Below are 22,359 nucleotides of genomic sequence, written 5' to 3' on the forward strand. Positions count from 1 at the left end.
GGCCGGGACACGCCGACCGCGGTGATGTCACGCGGTCGGCGGTGGGGTGACGCGGCAGCTGCGCTCAGGCGGCGAGTTCGCCGGCCTGGAGTCGCCAGAGGGATGCGTAGAGTCCGTGCTGGGCGAGGAGTTCGTCATGGGTGCCCTGTTCGGCCACGACTCCGCCCTTGTCCATGACGTAGATCCGGTCGGCGTGGCGGACCGTGGAGAGCCGGTGGGCGATGACCAGCATGGTCCGGTCGGCGGCGAAGACGCGGAGCGTGCGCTGGATGGCGGCCTCGGTCTCGTTGTCGACGGCGGAGGTGGCCTCGTCGAGGATCACGACCGGTGCGTCCTTGAGGATCGCGCGCGCGAGCGCGATCCGCTGCCGCTGGCCGCCCGAGAGGGCGGCGCCGCGTTCGCCGATCACCGTGTCGTAGCCGTCCGGCAGTGTCGCGACGAAGGTGTGTGCCTCGGCCCTGATGGCCGCCTCGACCACGGCGTCGTCCGAGGCGCCGAAGCTGCCGTAGCGGATGTTGTCGGCGATGGTGCCGTCGAAGAGGAAGGGGTCCTGCGCGACGAACCCGATCGCGTGGCGCAGATCGTGCCGCGGCACGTCGCGCACGTCGCGCCCGTCGAGCAGCACGCTGCCGAACTCCGCTTCCTGGAACCTCATCAGAAGCTTGGCGATCGTCGTCTTGCCGGAGCCGGTGGCGCCGACGAGGGCGGTGACCCGACCGGCGGAGATGGTCAGCGAGAGGTCCTCGAGCGCCGGCGGCCGGTCGGGGTAGGCGAAGGTCACGTTGTCCAGGACGATCTCCCCGCGCACCTTCTCGACGTCGAGCGGTCCGCCGGTGCCGTCGGTCTCGGTGGGCAGGGCGCGCAGTCGCTGGACCCGGTCGTAGGCGGTGAGCGTGCGCTGGTACTGGTCGACGATGCCGCCGAGCCGGTTCATCCGCACCAGCACCATCTGGGGCAGCCCGATCAGGGGGCTGAACACCTCGAACGGCAGGCTGCCGTTGAGCACAGACCGGCCGCCGATCAGCAGGGTCCCGGCCATCGAACTGGTCGTGCAGACCCGGACGATCTCGGCGTGGCGGATCGTGGTCCGGTCGGTCTGCTGGTCGCTCTCCTGGGTCTCCCCGCTCAGGCGGTCGACACGCTCGGCCTCGTAGTCCTCGGTGCAGAAGCTCTTGACGGTGGCGCCCGCCTCCAGCGCGTTCACCAGCTGGCTGTGCAGCCTGGCGCGCTGTTCGCCGGAGACGGCGTAGTCGGCCGCGACCTTGTCCTGGTAGTGGCACGACAGCCAGGCGATGACCGGGATGGGCAGGAACGCGATCCAGGCGATCTGCGGCGCGAGCAGCAGGAACAGCGGCACGAGGAGGGTCAGGCTGGTTCCGAGTTGCAGCAGGTCGTTGGCCGAGGTGGCGAAGAAGGTGCCCAGCTGGCGCACGTCGTCGGTGAGCGCGCCGGCGATGCGGGTGGTCCGCTCGCCCTCCAGGTGCCGCAGTTCGAGGTGCTGCACATGGGCGTACGTCCGGTTGCGCCAGTCGTGCTCGATGTCCTGCCCGAGCCGGCGCCACTGGAGGTTCGAGGAGTACGAGAGGCCCGCCACGGCGGCACAGGCGACGGCCACCAGCCCCGCCAGGCCCCAGAGTTGAGCGGACGCGGTGGTCAGACCGAAGCGCAGCAGCGGCGCCGCCTCACCCTTGATGAGCACCAGCGCGGTCCAGCCGAGGAAGGTGCCGAGAGCCATCTCCGAGACCTGGCAGGCGACCGACAGCGCGGAGGCGCGGTAGAGACGCCGGCGGTGCGGTCCGACGATCTCCAGCAGGGGATGTCGCTCGGCTTCGGTCCCGGGCAGGTCCCGCGTCGCGTCGGCCGTCCGGCGCCAGGCCTTCCGGGCAACCGCCGCGGTCGCGGCCGCCACTCCGCCGAGGGCCACCAGTTGCTTGCTCAGCGCCGACCCGCGCAGCAGGGCGATGCAGGCCGCCATGCCGCCCCCGACGGCGAGCACGGGACGCACGACGCCGCCGTCCGCGCGCGGGCCTGGCTCGACGGCGGGCCGTGCCGGGGCCGGGCGCCCCGCTCCGGCGGAGCCCTCCACGAGCAGGGTGACGGCCCGGCGGACGAGCCGGCCGACGTCCGCGGCCTTGACCCGCGCGTCGTGCCGGACGAGGACCCCGCCGGTGATCGGGCTGGCCTGCGCCTCGGTGATCCCGGGAAGGCGCCGCAGGACCGCGGCGAGGACTTCGGCCGCCTGGGGCCGGCCGAGAACCAGCCCGACGTCCCAGCGCTGGCGGCCCGGAATGACCGAACGCGGCCGCACGTCCAAATCCACGGAGCGATATCCGGCCGAGGCACCCAGCAGAGATGACATGTGTACGATCACCTGTTTATGGAGGTCGCAAAAACCGTGACGAGCACGACGAATTAACGCGACGGAGAGGAAAGTCCGGAGAAAACGATGCGGCCGGCGGTGTCGCGGCCGAACCGCCACTCGGGCGCGTTTGTCCGGGCCCGCACGGCGGCCCGGGCCGCTGGACGAACGTTCAGCGGGCCTTGCCGGCGGGGGCGGTCGCGCGGATCTTCGGAGCCCTCGCGTCGCCCTCGGTGCGGGCGGCCTCGTCCTTCTCGGCCCTGGGGGAGCTGTTCTCGGCGACCTGCCGGGCCTCACCCGGGCGGGCCTCGCCGCCACCTGCCGCGACCTGCGCCGCCACCATCTCGGCGGCCACCTCGGCAGCGAGATCGTGGATGTTCTCTCCGGCCTCGTGGGTGGCCTTCTTCACCTCGAGCGCGAGACTGACGGACGTCTTGACGACACCGCGCATCAGCGGCTTGAGGAGGCGCTTGGCGAGCGGCGCGGCGATGAGGCCGATCAGGAAGGGCGGTACTACGGGCGGCATGGTGCTCCATCCTCTACGTATACGTATGACGGGGACCCCCGGCATACGGAACACCGGGGCAGCACAACTCGGCGGACGGAAGCACCCGTTTCCAGAATTCGTTATTTCCCTGCTGGGTCGAATCCTCATCAATGGGGTCCAGCACCCGCTCTTCCATCACCGTAGTGGAGTCACGACCATCAAGGCCAAACGCTCCCGGCCGGTTTCACTCCTGCGAGTGCTCTTGATTTTCCCGAGCAACATTGATTGCCCATACACACTTACCGAGCACCGCACTCGACCGATATTCCTACGTACTGAGCACAGCGAAGTCAGTGCATCACCCGCCACCACAGGACGGGAATCGACACCGGCCTTGGTGGTTTTACGTAGCGAACGGATACGCCGCTCGGCCCCGCCCGGCAAGTCGGAGAGCCGATGCCCGGCGCCTCGGGCGAGTGGCGCCGCACCCGGCCTCCCTGGGACGACCGGGTACGGGGCAGTGGCCGAACGATCCGAGGCCGGCCACGTGGTTCAGCCTGCGTCAGGCGGCCATCGGAACCAGTGGGTTCGTGTGGGTGTCGGCCGCTGTGGTCACGCGTGCTGCTTCCCGGACACCGGCCGCGAGTACCGCGCACGTGAACGCGATCACCGGGGCCTTCCAGCCCCAGGAGGCGAAGAGGATCACCGGTACGACGCACATCGAATGGACGGCGGAGACGGCGAACGCCGCCCGTGCCCAGCCTCCGCCGGCCATCGGCTGATGTACCGTCGCCCGGTGGCGCCACCACAGTCCGGCAGCCACCGCCGCGATGACGGCCATCGCGGCGGCGCCGAGCCGGGCCAGATCGGCGTCGGTCACACTGTCGGGGGCCAGTGCGGACGAGTCGGTCGAGTGCACGCTCAGCGCGACCGCGGTCCATGTGAGGGCCGCCGCACTCAGCAGGGAGGCCAGGGCCGCTGAGCGCCGTCGGCCCCAACTCGTCCCGGAATGCGTCAAGTTCGATTCCATGCCTCATCCTACGGGGGCCGTGTTGCCGCCAAGCGAACGGCCGTCGGCCACGGGCCCGGGCGGCGGACCACACTCAGCTCGGGATGAGTGCCTCCCACTGGTCCCGGGTCGGCCCGTCGTGCCGCGGCGTGAAGTCCGGATGGGCAGCGAGCCAGGCGTCGACGTGTCGGTTCACCTCGTCGGTGCCGTAGGCGTCGTCGGCCAGTCGCAGCAGATGGCGCACCTGGGCCCGGGCTCTCATGACGACGGGATCGTCGAAGGCGCAAGCCGCCAGCGCGGCGGCTCGCCGGTCCGTGCGTGGTGAGCCCTCGGCGAGGCGTTGACCGTCGGCCCGGTCGGCCGCCACCTGGGCGTCGAACCACGGACGGAGACTCCGTGCCGCCCATGTGTGGTAGCCCATGGGATCCGCGGCGACCTGGTCGACATGGGCGGCCAGGTACTGGGCGGCACGCAGGCCGAGGGCCGCGCCGTGGCCGAAGGTGGGATTGGTGTGGATGAGACTGTCCCCGGCGTTCACCAGACCGGTGACGACAGGACCCTCATCGTCGGCGAGGGAGCTCCAGCGGTTGTCGAGGCCGCCCATCGCAAGCACGGTCGACCGTGCTTCGGGCGCCAGGCCGAGCCAGGCGGCGGTCGCGGGAAAGCGGCGGGCGACGGCCTCGAACACGGCGGGGTCGGTGAGCGCGCCGCGGGTCGGATCGCCCGTGGAGAGCACCAGGCTCACCGCGAAGGTGCCGTTGTCGGAAGGGAAGACGCCGGCGAGCGCGAACGGTGCGGCCGAGCCCGTCCTCACCCGCCCGGGATCACGCGGCCCGTCGGCGCGCAGGCGGTACCAGCGGCACACATAAGCGATCCCGGTGCGGTGGCTGTCGACCACGGGAGCGCGGCAGCCGGCCGCGACCAGCCAGGCGGGCACCGGAGAGCGGCGACCGGACGCGTCGACGACGAGGTCCGCCCGGTGGACTTCCGCGCCCACCCGCACGCCGGTGACCCGGGCAGGACGGCCCTCCCGAAGGGTGAGGGCGTGCACTCGGCAGCCTCGCCGCACATCCACGGTGCGTTCCCGCCGCACGGCCGCGGCCAGGGCGGCCTCCAGCACGATGCGGCGGGTGCGCAGGGTCACCAAGTCCTCGTCGCCGGCCCGACGCGGCGGATGCTCACCGAACCAGTCGAACTCGTGATACTCCCGGGCTCCGCGCGCCAGCAGGTCCGTATGGACATCGGGGGCCTCCGCCCGCAACACCGTGCGCACGGGGGCGAGTAGCGAGTGGGGCTGGACGGCCTGCGGGACGCGGGGCCGGTCCCAGTGGAAGAAGTCCCGGTCCAGGTCGTCTCCGGCCTGCCGCGCGTCCTGCTCGAACAACGTGACCCCGTGGCCCCGTCGACCGAGCATGAGCGCCGTACCCAGCCCGCTGATACCCCCGCCGATCACCGCAACCCGCGCCACCGATCTCCCCTTCGCGCCGTGTTGCGGAACGAGCCTACTCCTTGACGATCTTCAGTCCCGAACCGGCCCCGCCTGCAGCCGAGTTAGGGCGGTGAGGCTTCACGGGGTGGTCCGCGGGGCGGAGGGGCGGGTCAGCCGAGCGGGGGAGTGGCGCGCTCCCGGGGGCTGATGTGGAGGCATGTGCGGACGCCGACGATGGAATTCCGGCGGAGGGAGAAGTGGTGGAGCGTTGGGACCGGATCGGGCGTGCGGCGGCGTACGGGGCGGCGGCGGCCCTGGTGCCGTATCTGGTGATCAAGGTGTCGTGGGTGGTCGGTTCGTTGCTGGGGCTGCTGCCGGTCGGACGGGGGTTCAGCCTGGGCGGGTGGCTGGTGCTCAACACCGTCACGATCGCTATGGCGGCGGCCGGCATCACGCTGGGGTTGGCGCTGGTGCGGCCGTGGGGGATGCGGATACCCGGCCGGCTGGTGGGATTCGTCGGCTGGGTGGGGTCGGGGTTCCTGGTGTCGATCCTGCCGTTCGTGGCCGTCAGCGCGTTCTTGGGCTCGGGGACGGGGAGTTCGGGAGGCTCCGGGAGCTCGGGTGGCGACGCGGCGATGCCGGGCTGGGAGGCGGTACTGCTCCAGTGCAGCTTCGTGGGAACCGGGATAGGGCTGGCCGTCGCGCTTCCCGCCTACGTGCGGCGGCGCTGGCCCCACGCCCTGCGCCGACCGGAGCGACCTGGCACCCTGACCTCGCCGGGGCCGCTGTGGCCGGCGGTGACGGGCGCGGTGACGGGCCTGGTCTGGCTGTACTGGGCGGCCGGTGGCCCGTGGGGCATCGCGCACCGTGACGAGCGTCCGGCCAGTTGGCACGTGCTGGTCGGGGTCAGCGCGTGCTGGGCCCTCGCCGCCTCCGCCGCCGTACCGGCCCTCGTCCGGCGCGGGTCGACCCGGCTCCCGTATCCGCTCGTGCTTGCGCCCGCCTGGCTCGGATCGGGGTCCATGTTCGCGTGGAGCGGCTGGAGGCTGCCGGCCACGGTGTACGTGGCGGTGGCGCATCCGAGTGACGTCAGCTACCCGGAGAACGTCGCGGTCGCCGTGGCGTTGCACCTCACGGCGGTGCTGACGGGCGCGGGGATCATGCGGACGCTGGTACGCGGCGACCGTGGGCGAGTGAGTGAGCCCGGCGGTGCTCAGCAGCCCGCCGTGCGGGTGGGCCGCCGTCCCTGACTGCCGCGACCGGGCCCGTGTCGCGGGAGGGGCGGGAGTTCGTCGGACGGCGCGACGGGAAGGAGTTGCGGCCGACCGGTGCGCTACGACTTCCGCCGTAGCGCACCGGTCGGCCTCATTGCCCCGGCTTCGGGACGGTCGGACTTGGCTTCCGCCAGGCCGGGACGGCCATGGCCGACGACTCGCCCCGTGGTTACCGAGCGCTGACGTCGGAGGCGTACACCAGGGCTGTGCGGTGGTTGTACTGGATGGTGTACATGGTCTTCCCGCCGATGACGACACGGCCGGTCGAGGGGAAGTAGTCGTCGGTCGGCGCGGGCGCGGCGGTGGCGACGTACGCCTGTCCGGCCGGAACGTTGTAGAAGCTCAGCGGGGTCTGGGTGGAGGGGGAGAGCCCGGCGGGGTATTCGTTCGCGTCCGGGTAGCTCGACCCGTACACCGACACCGGTGAGGTGCCGGCGGCGCCGACCACCGTCACATCGTGGGCGGGCGTGGTGTCGCAGCCGTGCGGATTGAGGAACCAGGCCTTCGTGCCGCTGTACCAGATGGCGGTCCAGTCACCCTGGCGGTCGGCGACGACGAACTGCTGACCGGCCGCCGCGGTGCTGCCCCAGTCGTTGACGCGGTCCGTGCCGACGCCGTCCGAGTGGATGGCCTGGTCGCCGAAGAGCGGCGCGGTGGCGCTGGGTGCGGTTCGCAGGTAGACGAAGTTCGACGCCTGGGTCCGCTCGGTGCACGCCGGTGTGGTGCCGGTGGGGTCGTCCGACGGGCAGACCTGTACGGTCTGCTGGTTGCGTTCGTACCCGGGGGTGATGGTGACCACCGAGCCGACGGGGCCCACGCCGTGCCGACCGCCCAGCGGGGCGTGCAGCAGCCGCATGAAGCGCTCCCAGTCCCAGGACGGGCCCGGGTCCCAGTGCATGCCGGACACCAGGGCCGAGTTGGGGCCCGGCACGTTGTCGTGCCCGATGATGTGCTGCCGGTCCAGGGGAATGCCGAAGCGATCGGCCAGGTACCGGACGAGTTCCGCGCTGGTCTCGTACTCGTTCTGGGTGTACCAGGTGCCGCCCGCGGCGGCGTAGCCCTCGTGCTCGATGCCGATCGAGTGCAGGTTGGTCGAGTAGTTGCCCGCCTGGAAGGAGATGTCCTTGGTGGGCACCATCTGGGTCACGGCGCCGTCCGAGGAGCGGATGACGTAGTGGGCCGATCCGCCGCCCGGCTTCTGGAAGCTGTTGAGGGCGGCGTCGTACGACGACTCGGTGTCGTGGATGACGATGGAGTCGATCCTGATCCCGTTGGCGGGGCGGTCGGACACCTGGCCGTTGGCCGCCGCGGCCGGGAGGAAGGTGCAGTCGACGGTGACGGGGCACTCGGTGTTGTCCGCCGCGGCCGTCGTCTTCAGGTGCAGCGCCGACAGTGGTCCGGTGGCCGGTCGCACCCTCGGAGTGGGCGGCAGGTCGATGTGCTGTCCGTCCCGTGTGGTTTCCTCCGCACCGTGTTCGATGGTGGCGAACACCCGGTCGGCGAAGGCACTTGCCGCGCGCTGCTCGGAGGAACCGCTGTAACGGGCTACGGCCGCGTACCACTTGCCCGGGTCCTTCGGGGTGCCACGGACAGTGCTCTTCGCGTACGAGGCGAGGAGGGCGGCCCCCGCGCGGATGTTGGCGGCCTCGTCCGTACGCAGTCGCTTCGCGGGCAGCCCCGTCAGCCTGGCGGCGGCCTGGAGGGTGTGCAGGGACGGAGCGGAGGCCATTTCGGTGAGGCCGGCCCGCCCGGCCTCACCGGCGTCGCCCGCGGCCAGCATCGCGGGCGTCACGTCCGTCAGATGCATGGGTCCGTAGCCGCCGCTGGTGCTGCGTTCGCCGGCATGCGCGTCCCAGGCGGACTCGTGGTACGCCACGGCCAGCAGGACGGGCAGCGGGACGTCGTACTCCGCCGCCGCCTTTTCGAAGGTGTGCTGACGGCTGTCGGCCGTTCCCCGATGTGCCGCCGCCTGGGCGGGCGACGGGACGGCCGAGACCCCCGCGGCTGCCAGCACGCCTGCCGCGATGGTCAGTAGCAGCCGCCGAGGCGGCTTGCGCTCATGCACGTGTAGTTACCTGACTCTCCTGCGCCGATTCCGAACTCCGTGGGCCGCAACGCGGCGGGCGGGGCGCTAAGTGAGGCCCGGACCCGCTTAGTTGGGCACACGAAAATGATCTGTACATGATGTGAAGACGGCGATCAGGTGTGCCGGGTTCCGCCTCGGCGTCTGCTTGAGGGCGACGTGCGGCCCGCTTTCAGATGACGAGGACCCGGCGCCCGCGGGTGTGACCGGCCTGACTGTCGATGTGCGCCGCCGCGGCCCCGGCGAGCGTGTACGACCTCTCGACGGGGATGTGGAGCTTTCCCCGCGAGATGAGGTCGGCGGCCTCGGTGAGCGCGTCCGGCACGCTCCCGGCCACGCCGGAGAACCGCACTCCCAGCTCCGGCGCACCGAGATCGGCGATGGAGACGACGTTCCGAGGATCCCCGGTCAGCTCGACGAGCTCGCGGATCACGCCCGAGCCGGCCAGATCGAGGGCCGCGTCGACACGGCCGAGCCGCTGCACCCGCCCGACCCAGCCCTCGCCGTACGTCGTGGCGAGGGCACCCAGGCTGCGCAGATAGTCCTGGTTCGCGGCCCCGGCCGCGCCGATCACCGTGATGTTGCGGTCGCGGGCGATCTGCAGCACTTCGAGCAGCGCCTCACACAGGCCGTCACCGGCCGGGCGTCCCACGAGCCCCTCATCCCCGCGCTGCGCCGCGAGATCCAGGCCCTGGTGCGACATTGCACGGCGGACGGCGCCGCCCCGATCTGGCGCATGATCGACGGATCGCCTGCCCTCCGGGAGTACGAGGAGTCGATGAGGCTGCGCCACGCCGAGTCGCCGGCGACGGCCATCGCCGCCGATCCGGACCTGCGGCGGACCACAACGGACTGCGGGACGATCGCACGATTCGTGATCGACGCCTATGCGCTGGCTCGTGAAGCGGCGGATCCGGACGCCGCGGTGGACGAGATCCTCCGGATGACCGAGGCGGCCTGGGCCGTCACCGGCCCCTCCGGAAACTCCACGGGCGCGACCGGACGGTAGCCGTGGGCGGCCTTCACCGGTGTGCGGCCCCGACGAGGAGGACGACCGCGGTGACGGCCGCCGCGAGAGTCATCGCCGTCGCGGCCCGGACCGCGGGGACTCGCCGGTCCGCGGGCCGTTGCTCGCGGGCGAGCCGGAGTGCCACCCACGCGGCCTGGGCGAGGACACCGGCAACGACGGCGAGCAGCAACGGCATGACGCCGTCCGCAATGGGCAGAGCGCTCGTCACGACGGCTCCCGCGACCGGGCTCGAACAGGCAAGCCCGATCCATGGAGCCACGCGTCGCCTCGGCGGCATCTCCAGCAGGGCCGCCAGCGCCAGGCCCTCGCCGGCCGCGTGCACGAGGAGTGCCGCCACCACCGCGACGGAGGCGGTCAGGGCGAGCGTCGCCCCCTCCAGGAAGCGGTGCAGAGCGAGCGCCGACGCCGCCCCGATACCTCCCGCGCGCCCCAGTGCGCACGGGCAGCCGATACGGATCACCGCGCCCATGACCCCGAACGAGGCGAGCCCGGTGAGCGGCACCGCCCACTGCGGCACGCCGGCCTCATGGGCCTCGTTCCAAGCGTCGGGCAGGAGATCGAGGACCGCGACGACCAGCAGTATCCCCGAACCGGCGGCCAGGAGGAGCGCCGACCGCCCCGATATCCGCCGCGCCGACCAGGCGCCCACCACGGTGGCCAGGGCCACCATGACGACGGCCACCAGTGTTTCGGTGGGGGGCGGCTGCCATCCGGGCGCGTCGTGGATGTGTGCGCCCACTGTGTAGGACACGGAAAGCATGTTCCCTCCTGCGAGGGCGGCGGCCTGTGTGCGCGGTGCCCCGGTGCGTCGGCTCCGTCAGCGGCGGTAGCAGTACGAATCCGAGGAGGCGTCTCCGCCCTGCAGGCGCGTCTGGTGCACGCGCAGGCCGAGGAAATCGCCGTAGCGCGGGAAGAAGCGCTCGTCGACCGAGAGCCCTCCGCGCGCGGTGTCGGCGTCGAGTCTGACCATCCACGGATCGAGGCCGCCGGGATAGAACTGCTCGTCCCAAGCGGCGTACAGGGAGTTCGTCAGGTACACGCGCCGCCCGTCGCGGCTGAGCTCGACCATCTGCGCTCCGCCCGTCAGCGGCACGTCCGGCTCGGCGGGGTGCGGCTGCCGGCTGACGATGCCGCCGAGGCGCACCACCGCGGTCCGCCTCGGACGGAACGGGTCGCTCACGTCGTACTGGAACAGGTCGCCGGTTCCCCATGCGGAGATGTACAGCCACTGGTCATCCACCGACAGGTCGATGTCGGTGATCAACGGGGGCACGGCACCGAACGGCTTCAGCGCCGAGGGCAGATCCTCCGGCTCCGCGGGCTCGGCGGGGATGGTGATCACCTTGCGGACCACGAAGTCCTCGCCCTCCCGGTGCCACAACCACACCGACGCGGACAGGTCCTCCACGCTGACCACGGTGTTCGTGAACCCCCACGTCGCCTCGGGGTCGTGCGCGGGGCGCAGTTCCAGCACCATCTGGTTCTCGTCCCCCAGATCGACGTTCTGCAGGTGTCGACCGGTGTCGAGCGCCCAGAAGTGCAGTGAGTGCCCGTACTGGCGGTCCAGCAGCAGTTCGGGGACGAGGCCGTCCTCGATCATCGAGGGGCTTCCCCACTCGCTGGTCACGGCGATGTTCTGGCGCAGATGCCACCAGACGTCGTAGGCGAGACGCTGTGGCCCGCGGTCGCTCTCCCAGGCGCTCAGCACTTCGAAGCTCTCGTGGTCCAGCAGCGCGATGCCGCCGGGCCCGTCCGCGCCGTCCGCGCCGCCCAGGCAGGACAGGAAGACTCCGTCGGGGCCACAGTGCAGTGTGTGCGGACGTGAATATCCGGCCTTGGCGGCCAGCTCCTCGGGATCGACCACCTTGACCAGACGAGGACGGGCGGGATCGGGGAAGGTGTCGAGGACATGCAAGCGGGACGAGCGAAGTCCCGGGACGATGAGGTAGCGGCGCGCAGCGTGGTGATGACCGGCGTGCCCCAGCGCGCTGGAGCAGGCGTTCCAGCCGAAGTGGTGCAGTTCGTTGCCCAGATCGGGCAGCTCGGCGTGGGAGATCACACGGCCGTACGCCGGGGATTCGGGGTCGGTGTCGACGGTGAACAACGCGTCCGCGTGCTCTGCGGCCGGGTCGAACCCGACGACATAGGCGAGCTTCTCGGCCGGCGCGGCGACGGCGTCCGCCGGGGTGCGGTACAACGTGGGATCGCTTTGGCCGTCGCGGTCGTGAATGTGCTCGGTCGTACTCATGGCTGTTCCTTACTCCCGAACGGAAGCCCGGATCGGGTGAACTCCCGGCAGACAGGCCAGCTCACACGTTCGAGATCGACGTGCAGACGAGGGTTGGATTCGCCACGAAACGAGCGTTTCACAGCCCTGGAGTGCCTGCCAAGGCGACAGCTCGACGGCGCGACCGCCTCCCTCCGTACCGCGCGCGCGGATGCGAACGCACTTCACGTGTGAGTGATCCTTTTCCGTCCCTGTGCACGGGGGAGTGGAGACATCCGCCCAGGTGGGACGCTCGCGGTGGCAGGGTCGACGCTCGCGAACGGTCCGGTTCGAGTTGATCAGGCGGGACGGGTGCCTGTTACGTGTCGGCCGCCGGGGATCATGCCCGGTTCTCATGCCCGGCGCGCTCGTGCCGCCCCGTACGTGACCGACAGAAAGGTTGCGGTGTGTCCGTGAACGTTGGTGCCGCGGTTCCGGTGATCCGCTGATGACCAGTGTCGCGGCCTGGGGGGGACCGGATCCGGGGCTGGGGCCGTCACCTCTTCCGTGACAGGCCGGCACCGGGACCGGGCGACGTCGTGCTGTTCAGCAACGACTCTCTGGCCCTGTCCCGGCAATCGAAGGTGGTCGCGGCGCAGCAGCAGGCACTGGCCGAGCACGGAACCGGCATGATGATGTCGGGTGTCTTCGTCCTGGACGGTGATCCACGGCGACGCTTCGAGGAGGACATGGCCGACTTCCTCCAGTCGCCCGCAGTGATGGCCTGCCAGTCGGGCTGGGACCCACCTCATCCGCCCACGGCCCCAGACCCGGCGTACTGCGCCGCACATGCCTTGACCCGGGGGTGTTTCAGCTCTGTGCCGGCCGGTTGAGCCGTACCGGCCCCAACTTCCGCAAGAAATGGTCCTGTTCAGGTCCGGTGTACGGCTGAGCCGAATCGGCCGCTGCGACGGTCCGTGGCAGCGACGTAGCCGCCACTCGGGACCGGGCCGAACCGCGCTGCGGGGAGCGGCGGTTCGGCCCGGCCCGACATGGCGGGCAGCGTGGTTCAGCGGACCGTGACGTTGAAGACCGGCGAGGCCGTCTTGCCGTTGACGATGCGCAGGTCGTTCTTGCCCTTGATGCCGAGCTTGACGCCCAGCGAGTAGGAACCGCTGCGCGAGACGGGGACGGACGCGAGCAGGGAGACCCACTTGCCGTGCTGCTCCTGCTGCAGGGTCACCTGGCTGCCGGCCTTGAGGCCGGTGGTCTTTCCGGTGACCCGGAACAGCTGCCAGGCCCGGACCGAGGTCGTCGACGGCGTGGCGGTGATGCTTGCCTTGGCGGCCTGGGCCTTCTGCACCACGGCGACGGGAGACGTGGTGTGCGTGGCCGTGGTGGCGGCCGTCGCCGTGCCCGCGAGGGCGAGAGAGGCGGCGCCCAGAGCACCGATGACGGCTATACGCAGGGAGCGCCGCTTCGAGATCATCACAGATATATCCCTTTCCGTGGCGAAAGTGGTTTTTCTTGATGGAAGAGAACTACATGCCGTTTGGCGTAGTCAGCTATAGGGACGACACGGAAGAGACGGGCGTTCATCGGCGATATGTCCCCGTCTTGTAACAGCCGATGGAGACCGCGGTTGCTCTGAGTGGTTGGCCAGGAGGCTTCCAGGGGTTCCGGGTCGAAGTCCGCGCCCCGAAGCGGGGGCTCACCACGGCACGGTCTCGCCGTGGCGGTCCAGGAACTGCAGGCCAGGCGCCCCGGCCTGTGCTTCCAGGACGTCGACGACCGCCGGGATGCTCTCCTGGGGCGTGAGGGGTGCGTCGGGTCCGCCGAGCGCGGTGCGGTTGTGGCCCGGGTCGATGAGCAGCTTGGTGTGCCGGTCGTTCGCGTGGCGGGTGGCGTAGCTGCGCATCAGCTGGTTGAGCGCGGCCTTGCTGGCCTTGTAGAGCTCGTAGCCGTCCTCGGTGTTGCGCGTGATGCTGCCCTGCTCGGAGGACATGACGGCGACGGTCCCGCCGGGTACGACGAGCCCGCGCAGGGCTTCGAGGGTTCGTAACGGGCTCAGCGCGTTGGTGATCATGACCTCGGTGAACATGTCGGTGGGGACCCGGTCGATCGGCAGGTCGCCGCGGTCGATGGCGGCGTTGACGAAGAGCAGGTCGAGCTGACGATCACTCAAGCGTCTGCACAGAGAGGCCAGTTCCTCCGTGCTCGTCATCTCCAGCGGCTCGACCGTCAGCCGTCCCTTCCAGGCGTCGGCGCCGGCCCGCAGCTCGTCGTCGGCCCCGCGTGTGGTGGCGGTGACGTGCCAGCCGCGTCCGGCGAGTTCGCGTGCGAGGACGAGTCCCAGTCCCCGGGACGCGCCGATGATGAGGGCTTCGCGGATGGGTGTGGTGGACACATCTAACTCCTTTGCCACGGTGGGGACTTCAAGCTAGACGCGACGTTGCGTCTAGTCAATGTCCGTCGACGGGTATGGTGTGCCGCATGCCCGCCACCAGCCGTCAGTCCCCAAGGCCGCGCTCCGGCAACCGGCGTGACGAAGCCGCACGCCTGGCCGTGCTCCACGCCGCCGACGATCTGCTCGTCGAACACGGCTTTCGTGCCCTCACCGTCGAAGCGATCGCGCGCCGCGCCGGGGTCGCCAAGCAGACGATCTACCGCTGGTGGCCCTCGAAGAGCGAGATCCTCCTGGACACCCTCATCGAGGACAGCGACAAGCGCCTGCCCGTTCCGGCGGACGCGCCCACCGCGCGGAGCATCCGCGACTATCTGCACGACTTCGCCGAGTTCCTCACCCACGACCCCGCCGGCAAGGTCCTGCTCGCACTCATCGCCGAGGCGCAGCACGATCGAGGCGCGGCCGAGCGCTTCCAGGAGCGCTTCCTCGGCCCGCGCCGCGAGCGGGAACGCACCATGCTCACGCGCGCGCTCGACGCCGGACAGATATCACTCCCACTCGGCTCGGACGCCACGATCGACGTCCTCCTCGGCCCGATCGTCTACCGCGCACTGACCGGAACGAGCATCCCCGACGCGCTCGTGGACACCCTCGTCGACGATCTGCTCAGACCCCGCCCGAACTGAGCCCCCACGCCGTTCCGGCACACGGCCGCCATCCGATGCCTCGCCCTGCCGTCCGCCTTCACGGTGGCGCCCCATGTCCCTTGATGGCCGTACCAGTTGAGGGGAGCGGCGCCCGGCACGAGGGGTGTTTCCGCGAGGCAGTGTGGAGGCGACACCCGCCGGAGCGCCCGGCGGGTGCCACTGTGGGTTTCGTTATCGCAGCCGGGTCCGGCTGACCGATGGCATCCGGCAATGAGGTCGGCGGGCTGTCGTTCCGGGAAGTGATTTGGTGGCTGTTGGTGAGATTAGGCCTGGCCGGTGTGTTTTGTCTTGGATCTGTAACGGCGCCGGGAGGGGCGCAACGGGCGGGGAGGCCTGCTCATCTGAATGATCAGCGATGGCGCAACCGGGCACCGTCGCGACAGGGGGTGGGACTCACCACGTCGGGGAGACCCACAGGAGGGAAGTCCATGACCAGGACGAAGAAGACCGGGATCAAGGCGCGGGGCGGCCGTGCGGCCGTGATCGGTGCGCTGGGTGTGGCCTCGGTGGCTCTGGCCGCCGTGCCCGCGTTCGCGAAGGGCGACGTGGGTATCACGGCGCCCCACACGGCGCACGTCGGCAAGAACATCACGATCAAGGCGCAGGGCGATGACGACAGTGCCGGCTACCTCCATCAGCTGTGCCTGGAGGAGCGGACCGGCAAGCGGTCGTGGCACCAGGAGGGCTGCAGTGCCGTGGTCAAAGCCGAGGCGCGACTCACCGCGCACGGCACGTCCGCGCACCGCGGTGACCTGCAGTTCCGTGCGGTGCTGTACGGCCTGAAGAGCAAGCGCGACCACCACCCCGTGCGGCTGCACGCGTCCGACGTGGTGACGGTGCACGTCCGCTGATCCAGCAGACCGGCCGCGGGCAGTGGGTACGACCACTGCCCGCGGCCGCGCGAACACGGCAGAGCCGGCACCCCCGCACAGGTCTCCAGCGCGAGGTGCCAGGCTCTTCACTCATCAGCCCTGGGTACCACCCTGAGTGTTGCCGTACCCGGAGCCCTGCGTACCGCCCTGGGTGTTGCCGTAGCCTGAACCCTGGGTGCCGCCCTGGGTGTTGCTGGGCCACCATGTGCTGCCGTACGGCCAGTTGTGCTGGTAGTAGTGGTGCCAGTAGTAGGGGTAGTCGCAGTAGTGGTGCCAGTAGTGCCACTGCCACCACTGCCAGTCGTTCGGGTAGGGCTTGCCGGCCACGGAAGCGGGCGCGTGGTCCTTCGCCATGGGCGCAGCCTCGGCGCTGGCCACCCCTACGGTTCCGGCGGCCAGCAGTGCGATGCAGGAGACACCGGCGATCCGGGCTATGCGGCGTTGGGCGTTGAGCATGAGGAAACCTCGTATTTCTCGGTTCTGAGCGGGGGACTTATGCGATTCATTGCACCTGCACTCGCGGCCGCGGTGTGTCCTCCGATCGGTGGAGCGGCAGGCTGACGTGGAGGACCCTTCCGGCGGGTACGTCGAGTCGCCATCCGGTGGCGGTGAGTGATGGCGGCCGGTACGGGCGTAGTGCCGGTACCGGTGCCGGGACAAGGCTGATGTGCTGTGCCCACGCGATCGAGTCAGCTAGGGGCTGTAGAAGCGCTCGCGCTTGAAGAGCGCGGCTGCCTCGCCCGTCCCCTTGTGCAGCCACAGCTGGGCCAGTAGCTGGGGATCGCGGCGGGTACTCCAGGGGTGGGGCGGTGCCGCACCCTGGGGGAGGCGCCGCGAGGAGTTGGTGGGCGGCGCGGTCAGGTTGCTGGGTCTGCAGCCCCAACAACTGGTGACTGGTCAGTCCAGCCGGGCGTCGGCGTAGGCGACCACGGCGTCCCGCTGGTGTTCGGCGAGCCCGGCGGCGACCTGGTCGTAGGCCACGCGCCACTGGGCCTTGAACGCGGCCGTGTCCGGGGTCCACATCCGACAGATGCCCTGATATTGGGCGTCGGTCTCAGCCTGGACGGCGGGGTCGGTCCCCCAGCGAGCCGACTCCCGCGCCTCGGCCACCGCCCTGCCCCAGGCACCGGGTGGCGCGTAGCGATGGGTGCCGTCGCGTACGAGGGCGGCAGTCGCCGCCCCAGCTCGAGATCCGCGCCCCGATCCCCACGGCCGCCTCGGACCGTGCCGCGGCGCCTACGCGAGGAGACCACCTTCCGGGGCCCGGCACGGCGCGGCCGGCTCAGTCGCCCTTGGCCGGGGTACGTACGGCCGGGATCAGCATCACCAGGGCGGTCAGGGCGAACGCCCACGGGTACCCCGTACGCTCCGCGACGAGCCCGAAGCCCGCGGCGCCGACGCCCATACCGGCGTCGTAGGCGAGGTTCCACAAAGCGGTCACCGTGCCGTACGAGGGACGGTCGACGCGGGCGTACATGAGGGTCAGGGTGGCGTTCTGGGTGACGCCGAAACCGGCACCGAACACCGCGGACCCCACGACGACGGCCACGGGGCTGGAGGTCGACGCGGTCAACAGCACCCCGGCGGCGGACGTCAGCAGACCCGGCACGACCAGCCGCCCCGCGCCCCGCCGGTCGCCGTAGTACCCCGCGAGCCAGCGGGCGCCAGTTGCCGCGGCGGGCTGCACCAGCAGGGCCGTACTCACCGCGCCCGCCGCCGCGGATCCGGCCGCCAGCGGCAGGAACGTGACGAGGATCCCGGCGGCCAGCGCGGTCGTGCCGAAGACGAGGAAAGGCCGCCGAAGCGCTCGCATGCGCAACGCCGCGGCCATGCCGAGGACCTGCCGGCCCGCCTCGCACGACACCGTCCCACCGCTGGGGTCCCGCAACGCCAGTATCGAAGGCATGACGGCCAGCGCCGCCACCCCCGCCGCGACCGCGACGACGCCGTACCCCACCCGCGCCGACAGCCATACACCCAGCGGCAGTGCCACCAGCGACGGTACCCCTCCCACCGCTCCGACCAGCGCGAGTCCTTCGCCCCTGCGCTCCGCCGGGATCAGGGCCGCGGTCATGGCACCCCCCGCGACGAGTGTGAGCGCGAATCCCAGGCCGCGTGCCAGGCACACCGCCACCGTCCCGGACAGGCCGCCCGCGACGGGCAGCGCCAGGGCGGGCGCGCCGAGCAGGAACAACCCGGCGGCCAGCGGTCCTCGGTTGCCGTACCGCGCGATGATCCGGGGCGCGGCCGCCTCGCCGGCCACCGTGGTCAGCATCAGCGCACCCGTGGCGAGGCCCGCGCCGCGAGGGCCGGCGTGCGCGGGCACCGTCGACAGCAGCAGATAGAAGCTCGTCGACGCGCCGACCATGCTGACGAACCGCAGCAGCAGGGCGTGGCTCAGCAGCGGCGGCCGTACGGCCGAAGTCAGCTCGTCGGAAGGGGAGTTCGTCATGCCCCGACGCTAGGCAGCCACCGGCCCACCGGTAAGCTCCAATTCCATGCCTGTGCAGTGGGCCGGTCTCTCACCCGAAGTCCTGCTGACCGTCGACCGGAGCAGCGGTGAGCAGCTGCGCTCCCAGCTCGAACGGCAGCTGCGGGACGCCATCCGCACCGGGCGGCTGCGCGAGGGCGAACGGCTGCCTTCCTCACGGGAGTTCGCGCGCGCCCTCGGCCTCTCCCGCGGACTCGTCCAGGACTGCTACGCGCAGTTGCAGGCCGAGGGCTACCTCGTCACCCGCGTCGGCTCCGCCACCCGAGTGGCCCCCTGCGCACCGCCCGCCCCACCCACGCCCGAGTCCGTGGCGATCGTCCAACTCCCGCGCCTGATAGCCGATTTCCGGCACGGGGTCCCCGATCTCGCCGCCTTCCCGCGCGCCGACTGGGTGCGGGCGGTCCGCGAGGCGTCCCGCACCATGCCCACCGCCGACCTCGACTACGGAGACCCACGCGGCAGCCGGGTCCTGCGTGAGGTCGTCACCGCCTATCTGCGCCGGGTCCGCGCGGCCGCCGCCGACCCCGCGCACGCCGTCGTCGTATCCGGCTACGCCCAGGGCCTGAGCCTCACCCTGCAGGCCCTGGCCCGCGCCGGGGTACGCACCGTCGCCCACGAGGACCCCGGCGCCCCGGCCGCCGTCACGGCAGCCGCCCGCGCGGCAGGGCTGAGGGTGCTTCCGGTGCCGGTCGACGAAGCGGGCCTCGACGTAGGGGCGCTGACGGCGACCGGCGCCGAGGCGGTGGTCGTCACCCCGGCCCACCAGTGGCCCACCGGCGTGGTCCTGGCTCCGGACCGCCGCCGCGCCCTGACCGACTGGGCGGCGCGCCGGGGCGGGTTCGTCATCGAGGACGACTACGACGCCGAGTTCCGCTACGACAGGGAGCCGGTCGGTGCGCTCCAGGGTCTCGCCCCGGACCGTGTGATCTCGATCGGAACGGTCAGCAAGTCCCTGGCCCCCGCCCTGCGCATCGGCTGGCTGCTGACCCCGCCCGAGCTCACCGCGCCGATCACCGACCTGAAACGGATCGCCGACCGCGGCACCCCCACCCTGGACCAGCTGGCCCTCGCCGTACTCGTCGAGTCCGGTCGCTACGACCGCCACCTGCGCAGAATGCGCACCCTGTACCGCTCCCGCTGCGAGGCCCTGCGCGCGGCGCTCGCCACACACGCCCCGGCGGTCCGACTGACCGGCCTCGCCGCGGGCTTCCACGCGGTGGCTCACCTGCCGCACGGGACCGCGGAGCAGGCAGTGGTCGCCGAGGCCCGGTCCCGGCACGTCGGCCTCTACGGCATGAGCGCCTGCCGCACCACGGGGGCGACCGACCCGCCGCAACTCGTCCTCGGCTTCGGTGACGTCCCCGCCCAGGCGATCGGGGAGGGCATCGCGGCGGTCGGTGATCTGCTCGACGGGCGGGTGGGCCTGGCGCGTCGTTGAGCCAGTCTGCGAACGGTTTCGGCTTCGTCGCCCCTGTTTGAGGTCCGGAGACGGGGTTAGGTGTGTCATTGTGGGGCTGTCCGGCCCGCCGCTTTCCCCCGTAGCGGCGGGCCGGACCTTTTCGCGCGCCGGGAGGACGTCCTCGTCGAGCGGCAGAGCGCGGTGACCGTGCACCGGCGCGACGACACGATGCTCGATCCGGCTGCCGACCCTACGGTGGTGGCATGGTGGTGATCAGCGACGAAAGTCGGCGGCCGCCGGCCCGGACCGGTGTGGCGCACGGGTTGGGCCTGGCCGTCCTGTTCCTGCTGTCCGTGGTGGCTGCCTCGATCGAACCGCACGAGCACCGGTTCTCGTTACGCTGGACTGCCCTGGTACTGGCGGGCGTCGGTTGCTGCGCACTCGTCTGGCGGCGTCGCCACCCGATCGGCGTACTGGCCGTCGCGCTGGGCTGTGGGGTGAGTTTCCTGGTCCTCGGGTTCCGGGAGAGCCCGCTGGTGATCAGCCCGGTCCTGGTGTCCGTCTACAGCGTGGCCCTCCTGACCGACCGGCGTACCACCTGGACCACCGCGTCCGCATCGGCCGCTACTTTGGTGGGCACCGCCCTGCTGTGCGCCCCCCACTCGTGGCTGAACCCCGACAACGCGGCACTGCTCGCCTGGACGGCGCTGCCCGCCGCCGTCGGCGACGGCCTCCGGTCCCGCCGCGCTTACGTGGCGGCCGTGGAGGAGCGAGCGGAGCACGCGGAGCGCACGCGTGAGCAGGAGGCACAGCAGCGGGTGGCGGCCGAACGGGTGCGCATCGCACGCGAGTTGCACGACATCGTCGCCCACCACATCGCACTGATCAACGCCCAGGCAGGTGTGGCCGCGCATCTCGCGAAGCAGCACCCGGAACAGATACTGACCGCCTTGGAGGACATCCGGGACACCAGCCGGTCCGCGCTCGACGAACTACGGGTGACCGTGGGCCTGCTGCGGCAGTCGGGCGATCCGGTCGCGCCACGCAACCCGGTGCCGGGCCTGGCCGACATACCGGTGCTTCTGGCGTCCTTCGAACGCGTCGGCCTGGCCGTCGACCACACCCGGCACGGCACCGCCGCCCCCCTGGCGCCGACGGTCGACCTGGCCGCGTATCGCATCGTTCAGGAGGCCCTCACCAACGTGCGCAAGCACGCCGGGGCCGACCACGCCCGGCTGATCCTGCACCACCATTCCGAACGGCTGACGATCACCGTCGAGGACGACGGGGGCAGCGCGCGGCAACATCCCCCGCCCGCGGGCTCCGGGCACGGGCTGATCGGGATGCGGGAGCGGGTGGCCACGGTCGGGGGCCGGCTGCAGGCGGGGCCGCGCCCCGAGGGCGGCTTCAGCGTGACGGCCGACCTGCCGCTGCGGCCCGGCCTGCTGATCGGCGAGACACCAAAGAGGGACGGACATGACGATTCGCGTACTGCTTGCCGATGACCAGGCGCTGCTGCGGGGCACCTTCAAGATGCTGTTCGACTCCACCAGCGACATGGAGACGGTCGGCGAGGCGTCCAACGGCCAGGAGGCGGTGGAACTGGCGCGGGCCCAGCACCCGGACGTGGTGCTGATGGACATCCGCATGCCGGAGATGGACGGCCTCGAAGCCACCCGGCTGATCAGCGAGTCCGCGGATCTCGCAGCGGTGAAGGTGCTCATCCTGACCACCTTCGAGGACGACGAGCACGTGGCCGAAGCGCTGCGCGCCGGAGCGAGCGGCTTCCTGGGCAAGGGCGCGCGCCCTGAGGAACTGGTCGAGGCCGTCCGCACGGTCGCCGCAGGCGATGCTTTGCTGTCCCCCGCGGCCACGGGCGCGCTGATCCGGCGCTTCCTGGCACAGCCGAACCCGTGCCAAGGAGAGGTGCACGAGCGGCTGGAATGCCTCACGCCGCGGGAACGCGATGTCCTCGGGCTGGTGGCCCTGGGCCTGTCGAACGACCAGATCGCCGAACAACTGTTCGTCAGCCCGCTGACCGCCAAGACCCACGTCAACCGGGCCATGACCAAGCTGGCGGCCCGCGACCGGGCCCAGCTCGTGGTCATCGCCTACCAGTGCGGCCTGGCCTGTCCGGCGCCGGAACCAGGGCGCTCCGAGGTGCCCACGTAGCAGGCGGCACGTCTGCCCGGGCCGTAGGCGGGCGTGCCGGGTACCACGGCCGTGGTAGCCGGGAAACGCTGCGCGAGGACGACGCGCGAGGGGCCCCTGCTGGGTGAAGGTGGGATGGCGAACGGAGGTCTCACCATGATCGAAATTCCCAGCCGGACCAACGGCTACGACCGGACGACGATGGCGGCCCGCCACCAGCACGACTGCCTTGCCGCCGTGGCGCCCCAGCTGACCCTTCTGCGGGACTCCCTGGCCGGCGACATCCACCGCGGATATCTCCACGGCCGATCCGAGCGCGGCCACGTCCCGCCCCGTCGCAAGCCCGCCCCCGCGGTCGGACGGCTCACGCTCCCGCAGTGGGTCAGCAAGACCAAGAACATCACCTGACCTCGACCCCGCCGAAGGGCGAGCCCGGCCGCGCCCGCCGACAACCC

The 22,359-nt window shown here is 71.3% G+C and carries 22 protein-coding genes; 9 read left to right on the top strand and 13 right to left on the bottom strand.

Annotated elements, in window-relative coordinates:
* Window positions 1-64: 64 nt before the first annotated feature.
* The 4 genes from ACZ7FF_RS13750 to ACZ7FF_RS13765 form a co-directional block, all read right to left on the bottom strand.
* Entirely contained in the window at window positions 65-2,359 is a 2,295-nt protein-coding gene (locus ACZ7FF_RS13750; protein WP_470812151.1) for an ABC transporter ATP-binding protein, read from the bottom strand.
* Window positions 2,360-2,531: 172 nt separating this feature from the next.
* Window positions 2,532-2,885, bottom strand: coding sequence for a DUF5132 domain-containing protein (locus ACZ7FF_RS13755; protein ID WP_470812153.1), 354 nt, complete (start codon window positions 2,883-2,885; stop codon window positions 2,532-2,534).
* 523 nt (window positions 2,886-3,408) lie between these two features.
* Window positions 3,409-3,876 (bottom strand): hypothetical protein, encoded by a 468-nt coding sequence (locus ACZ7FF_RS13760; RefSeq protein ID WP_470812155.1) that lies wholly within the window; start codon window positions 3,874-3,876, stop codon window positions 3,409-3,411.
* A gap of 73 nt (window positions 3,877-3,949) precedes the next feature.
* Window positions 3,950-5,323 carry an FAD-dependent oxidoreductase gene (locus ACZ7FF_RS13765; protein ID WP_470812156.1) on the bottom strand — a complete coding sequence of 458 codons (1,374 nt, stop codon included), beginning with the start codon at window positions 5,321-5,323 and terminating at the stop codon, window positions 3,950-3,952.
* A gap of 221 nt (window positions 5,324-5,544) precedes the next feature.
* Here ACZ7FF_RS13765 and ACZ7FF_RS13770 point away from each other — a divergent pair, with 221 nt between their 5' ends.
* Window positions 5,545-6,534 (top strand): hypothetical protein, encoded by a 990-nt coding sequence (locus ACZ7FF_RS13770; protein ID WP_470812157.1) that lies wholly within the window; start codon window positions 5,545-5,547, stop codon window positions 6,532-6,534.
* Window positions 6,535-6,727: 193 nt separating this feature from the next.
* On the opposite strand, the gene ACZ7FF_RS13775 is transcribed toward ACZ7FF_RS13770, so the two are convergent.
* A complete protein-coding gene (locus tag ACZ7FF_RS13775; protein ID WP_470812158.1) occupies window positions 6,728-8,623 on the bottom strand; it encodes an N-acetylmuramoyl-L-alanine amidase in 1,896 nt (631 codons plus the stop codon).
* A 190-nt stretch (window positions 8,624-8,813) separates the two neighbouring features.
* Complete coding sequence (locus ACZ7FF_RS13780) at window positions 8,814-9,215, bottom strand: zinc-binding dehydrogenase (RefSeq protein ID WP_470812255.1); 402 nt, start codon at window positions 9,213-9,215, stop codon at window positions 8,814-8,816.
* On the opposite strand from ACZ7FF_RS13780, the gene ACZ7FF_RS13785 reads away from it, so the two are divergent.
* Window positions 9,120-9,650 (top strand): TetR/AcrR family transcriptional regulator, encoded by a 531-nt coding sequence (locus tag ACZ7FF_RS13785; RefSeq protein WP_470812256.1) that lies wholly within the window; start codon window positions 9,120-9,122, stop codon window positions 9,648-9,650. The two genes, ACZ7FF_RS13780 and ACZ7FF_RS13785, sit on opposite strands and share 96 nt — an antisense overlap.
* A gap of 13 nt (window positions 9,651-9,663) precedes the next feature.
* Here the strand turns inward: ACZ7FF_RS13785 and ACZ7FF_RS13790 are convergent, their stop codons facing one another.
* The gene (locus tag ACZ7FF_RS13790; RefSeq protein WP_470812159.1) at window positions 9,664-10,422 is read right to left on the bottom strand and encodes a hypothetical protein; all 759 of its coding nucleotides are present in this window, start codon (window positions 10,420-10,422) and stop codon (window positions 9,664-9,666) included.
* Window positions 10,423-10,488: 66 nt separating this feature from the next.
* Window positions 10,489-11,919: a selenium-binding protein SBP56-related protein gene (locus ACZ7FF_RS13795; RefSeq protein WP_470812161.1), complete on the bottom strand. Its 1,431-nt coding sequence runs from the start codon at window positions 11,917-11,919 to the stop codon at window positions 10,489-10,491.
* 557 nt (window positions 11,920-12,476) lie between these two features.
* On the opposite strand from ACZ7FF_RS13795, the gene ACZ7FF_RS13800 reads away from it, so the two are divergent.
* Window positions 12,477-12,770 (top strand): hypothetical protein, encoded by a 294-nt coding sequence (locus ACZ7FF_RS13800; RefSeq protein ID WP_470812162.1) that lies wholly within the window; start codon window positions 12,477-12,479, stop codon window positions 12,768-12,770.
* A 176-nt stretch (window positions 12,771-12,946) separates the two neighbouring features.
* Here ACZ7FF_RS13800 and ACZ7FF_RS13805 read toward each other — a convergent pair whose 3' ends face one another.
* On the bottom strand, window positions 12,947-13,366 hold the full coding sequence (locus ACZ7FF_RS13805; RefSeq protein ID WP_470812164.1) for a hypothetical protein: 420 nt from the start codon (window positions 13,364-13,366) through the stop codon (window positions 12,947-12,949).
* Between the two features lie 222 nt (window positions 13,367-13,588).
* Entirely contained in the window at window positions 13,589-14,284 is a 696-nt protein-coding gene (locus ACZ7FF_RS13810; protein WP_470812166.1) for an SDR family NAD(P)-dependent oxidoreductase, read from the bottom strand.
* A gap of 86 nt (window positions 14,285-14,370) precedes the next feature.
* Between ACZ7FF_RS13810 and ACZ7FF_RS13815 the strand changes: the two genes are divergently transcribed.
* Entirely contained in the window at window positions 14,371-14,970 is a 600-nt protein-coding gene (locus ACZ7FF_RS13815; protein ID WP_470812168.1) for a TetR/AcrR family transcriptional regulator, read from the top strand.
* A gap of 449 nt (window positions 14,971-15,419) precedes the next feature.
* Window positions 15,420-15,842, top strand: coding sequence for a hypothetical protein (locus ACZ7FF_RS13820; RefSeq protein WP_470812170.1), 423 nt, complete (start codon window positions 15,420-15,422; stop codon window positions 15,840-15,842).
* 114 nt (window positions 15,843-15,956) lie between these two features.
* On the opposite strand, the gene ACZ7FF_RS13825 is transcribed toward ACZ7FF_RS13820, so the two are convergent.
* From ACZ7FF_RS13825 to ACZ7FF_RS13835, 3 genes are all read right to left on the bottom strand, one after another.
* Window positions 15,957-16,319: a hypothetical protein gene (locus ACZ7FF_RS13825; RefSeq protein ID WP_470812172.1), complete on the bottom strand. Its 363-nt coding sequence runs from the start codon at window positions 16,317-16,319 to the stop codon at window positions 15,957-15,959.
* A gap of 441 nt (window positions 16,320-16,760) precedes the next feature.
* Window positions 16,761-16,886 carry a hypothetical protein gene (locus tag ACZ7FF_RS13830; protein ID WP_470812173.1) on the bottom strand — a complete coding sequence of 42 codons (126 nt, stop codon included), beginning with the start codon at window positions 16,884-16,886 and terminating at the stop codon, window positions 16,761-16,763.
* Between the two features lie 259 nt (window positions 16,887-17,145).
* The gene (locus ACZ7FF_RS13835) at window positions 17,146-18,315 is read right to left on the bottom strand and encodes an MFS transporter (RefSeq protein ID WP_470812174.1); all 1,170 of its coding nucleotides are present in this window, start codon (window positions 18,313-18,315) and stop codon (window positions 17,146-17,148) included.
* Between the two features lie 46 nt (window positions 18,316-18,361).
* Here ACZ7FF_RS13835 and pdxR point away from each other — a divergent pair, with 46 nt between their 5' ends.
* The 4 genes from pdxR (at window position 18,362) to ACZ7FF_RS13855 (ending at window position 22,312) form a co-directional block, all read left to right on the top strand.
* A complete protein-coding gene (gene pdxR, locus ACZ7FF_RS13840) occupies window positions 18,362-19,792 on the top strand; it encodes a MocR-like pyridoxine biosynthesis transcription factor PdxR (RefSeq protein WP_470812176.1) in 1,431 nt (476 codons plus the stop codon).
* A gap of 224 nt (window positions 19,793-20,016) precedes the next feature.
* Window positions 20,017-21,258: a sensor histidine kinase gene (locus ACZ7FF_RS13845; RefSeq protein ID WP_470812178.1), complete on the top strand. Its 1,242-nt coding sequence runs from the start codon at window positions 20,017-20,019 to the stop codon at window positions 21,256-21,258.
* Entirely contained in the window at window positions 21,230-21,925 is a 696-nt protein-coding gene (locus ACZ7FF_RS13850) for a response regulator transcription factor (RefSeq protein ID WP_470812179.1), read from the top strand. The genes ACZ7FF_RS13845 and ACZ7FF_RS13850 overlap by 29 nt, the downstream gene beginning before the upstream one ends.
* Before the next feature lie 135 nt (window positions 21,926-22,060).
* Window positions 22,061-22,312, top strand: a complete 252-nt coding sequence (locus tag ACZ7FF_RS13855) for a hypothetical protein (RefSeq protein WP_470812181.1) — start codon at window positions 22,061-22,063, stop codon at window positions 22,310-22,312.
* Window positions 22,313-22,359 lie beyond the last annotated feature (47 nt).

The sequence above is a fragment of the Streptomyces sp. NPDC037126 genome (assembly GCF_055605965.1).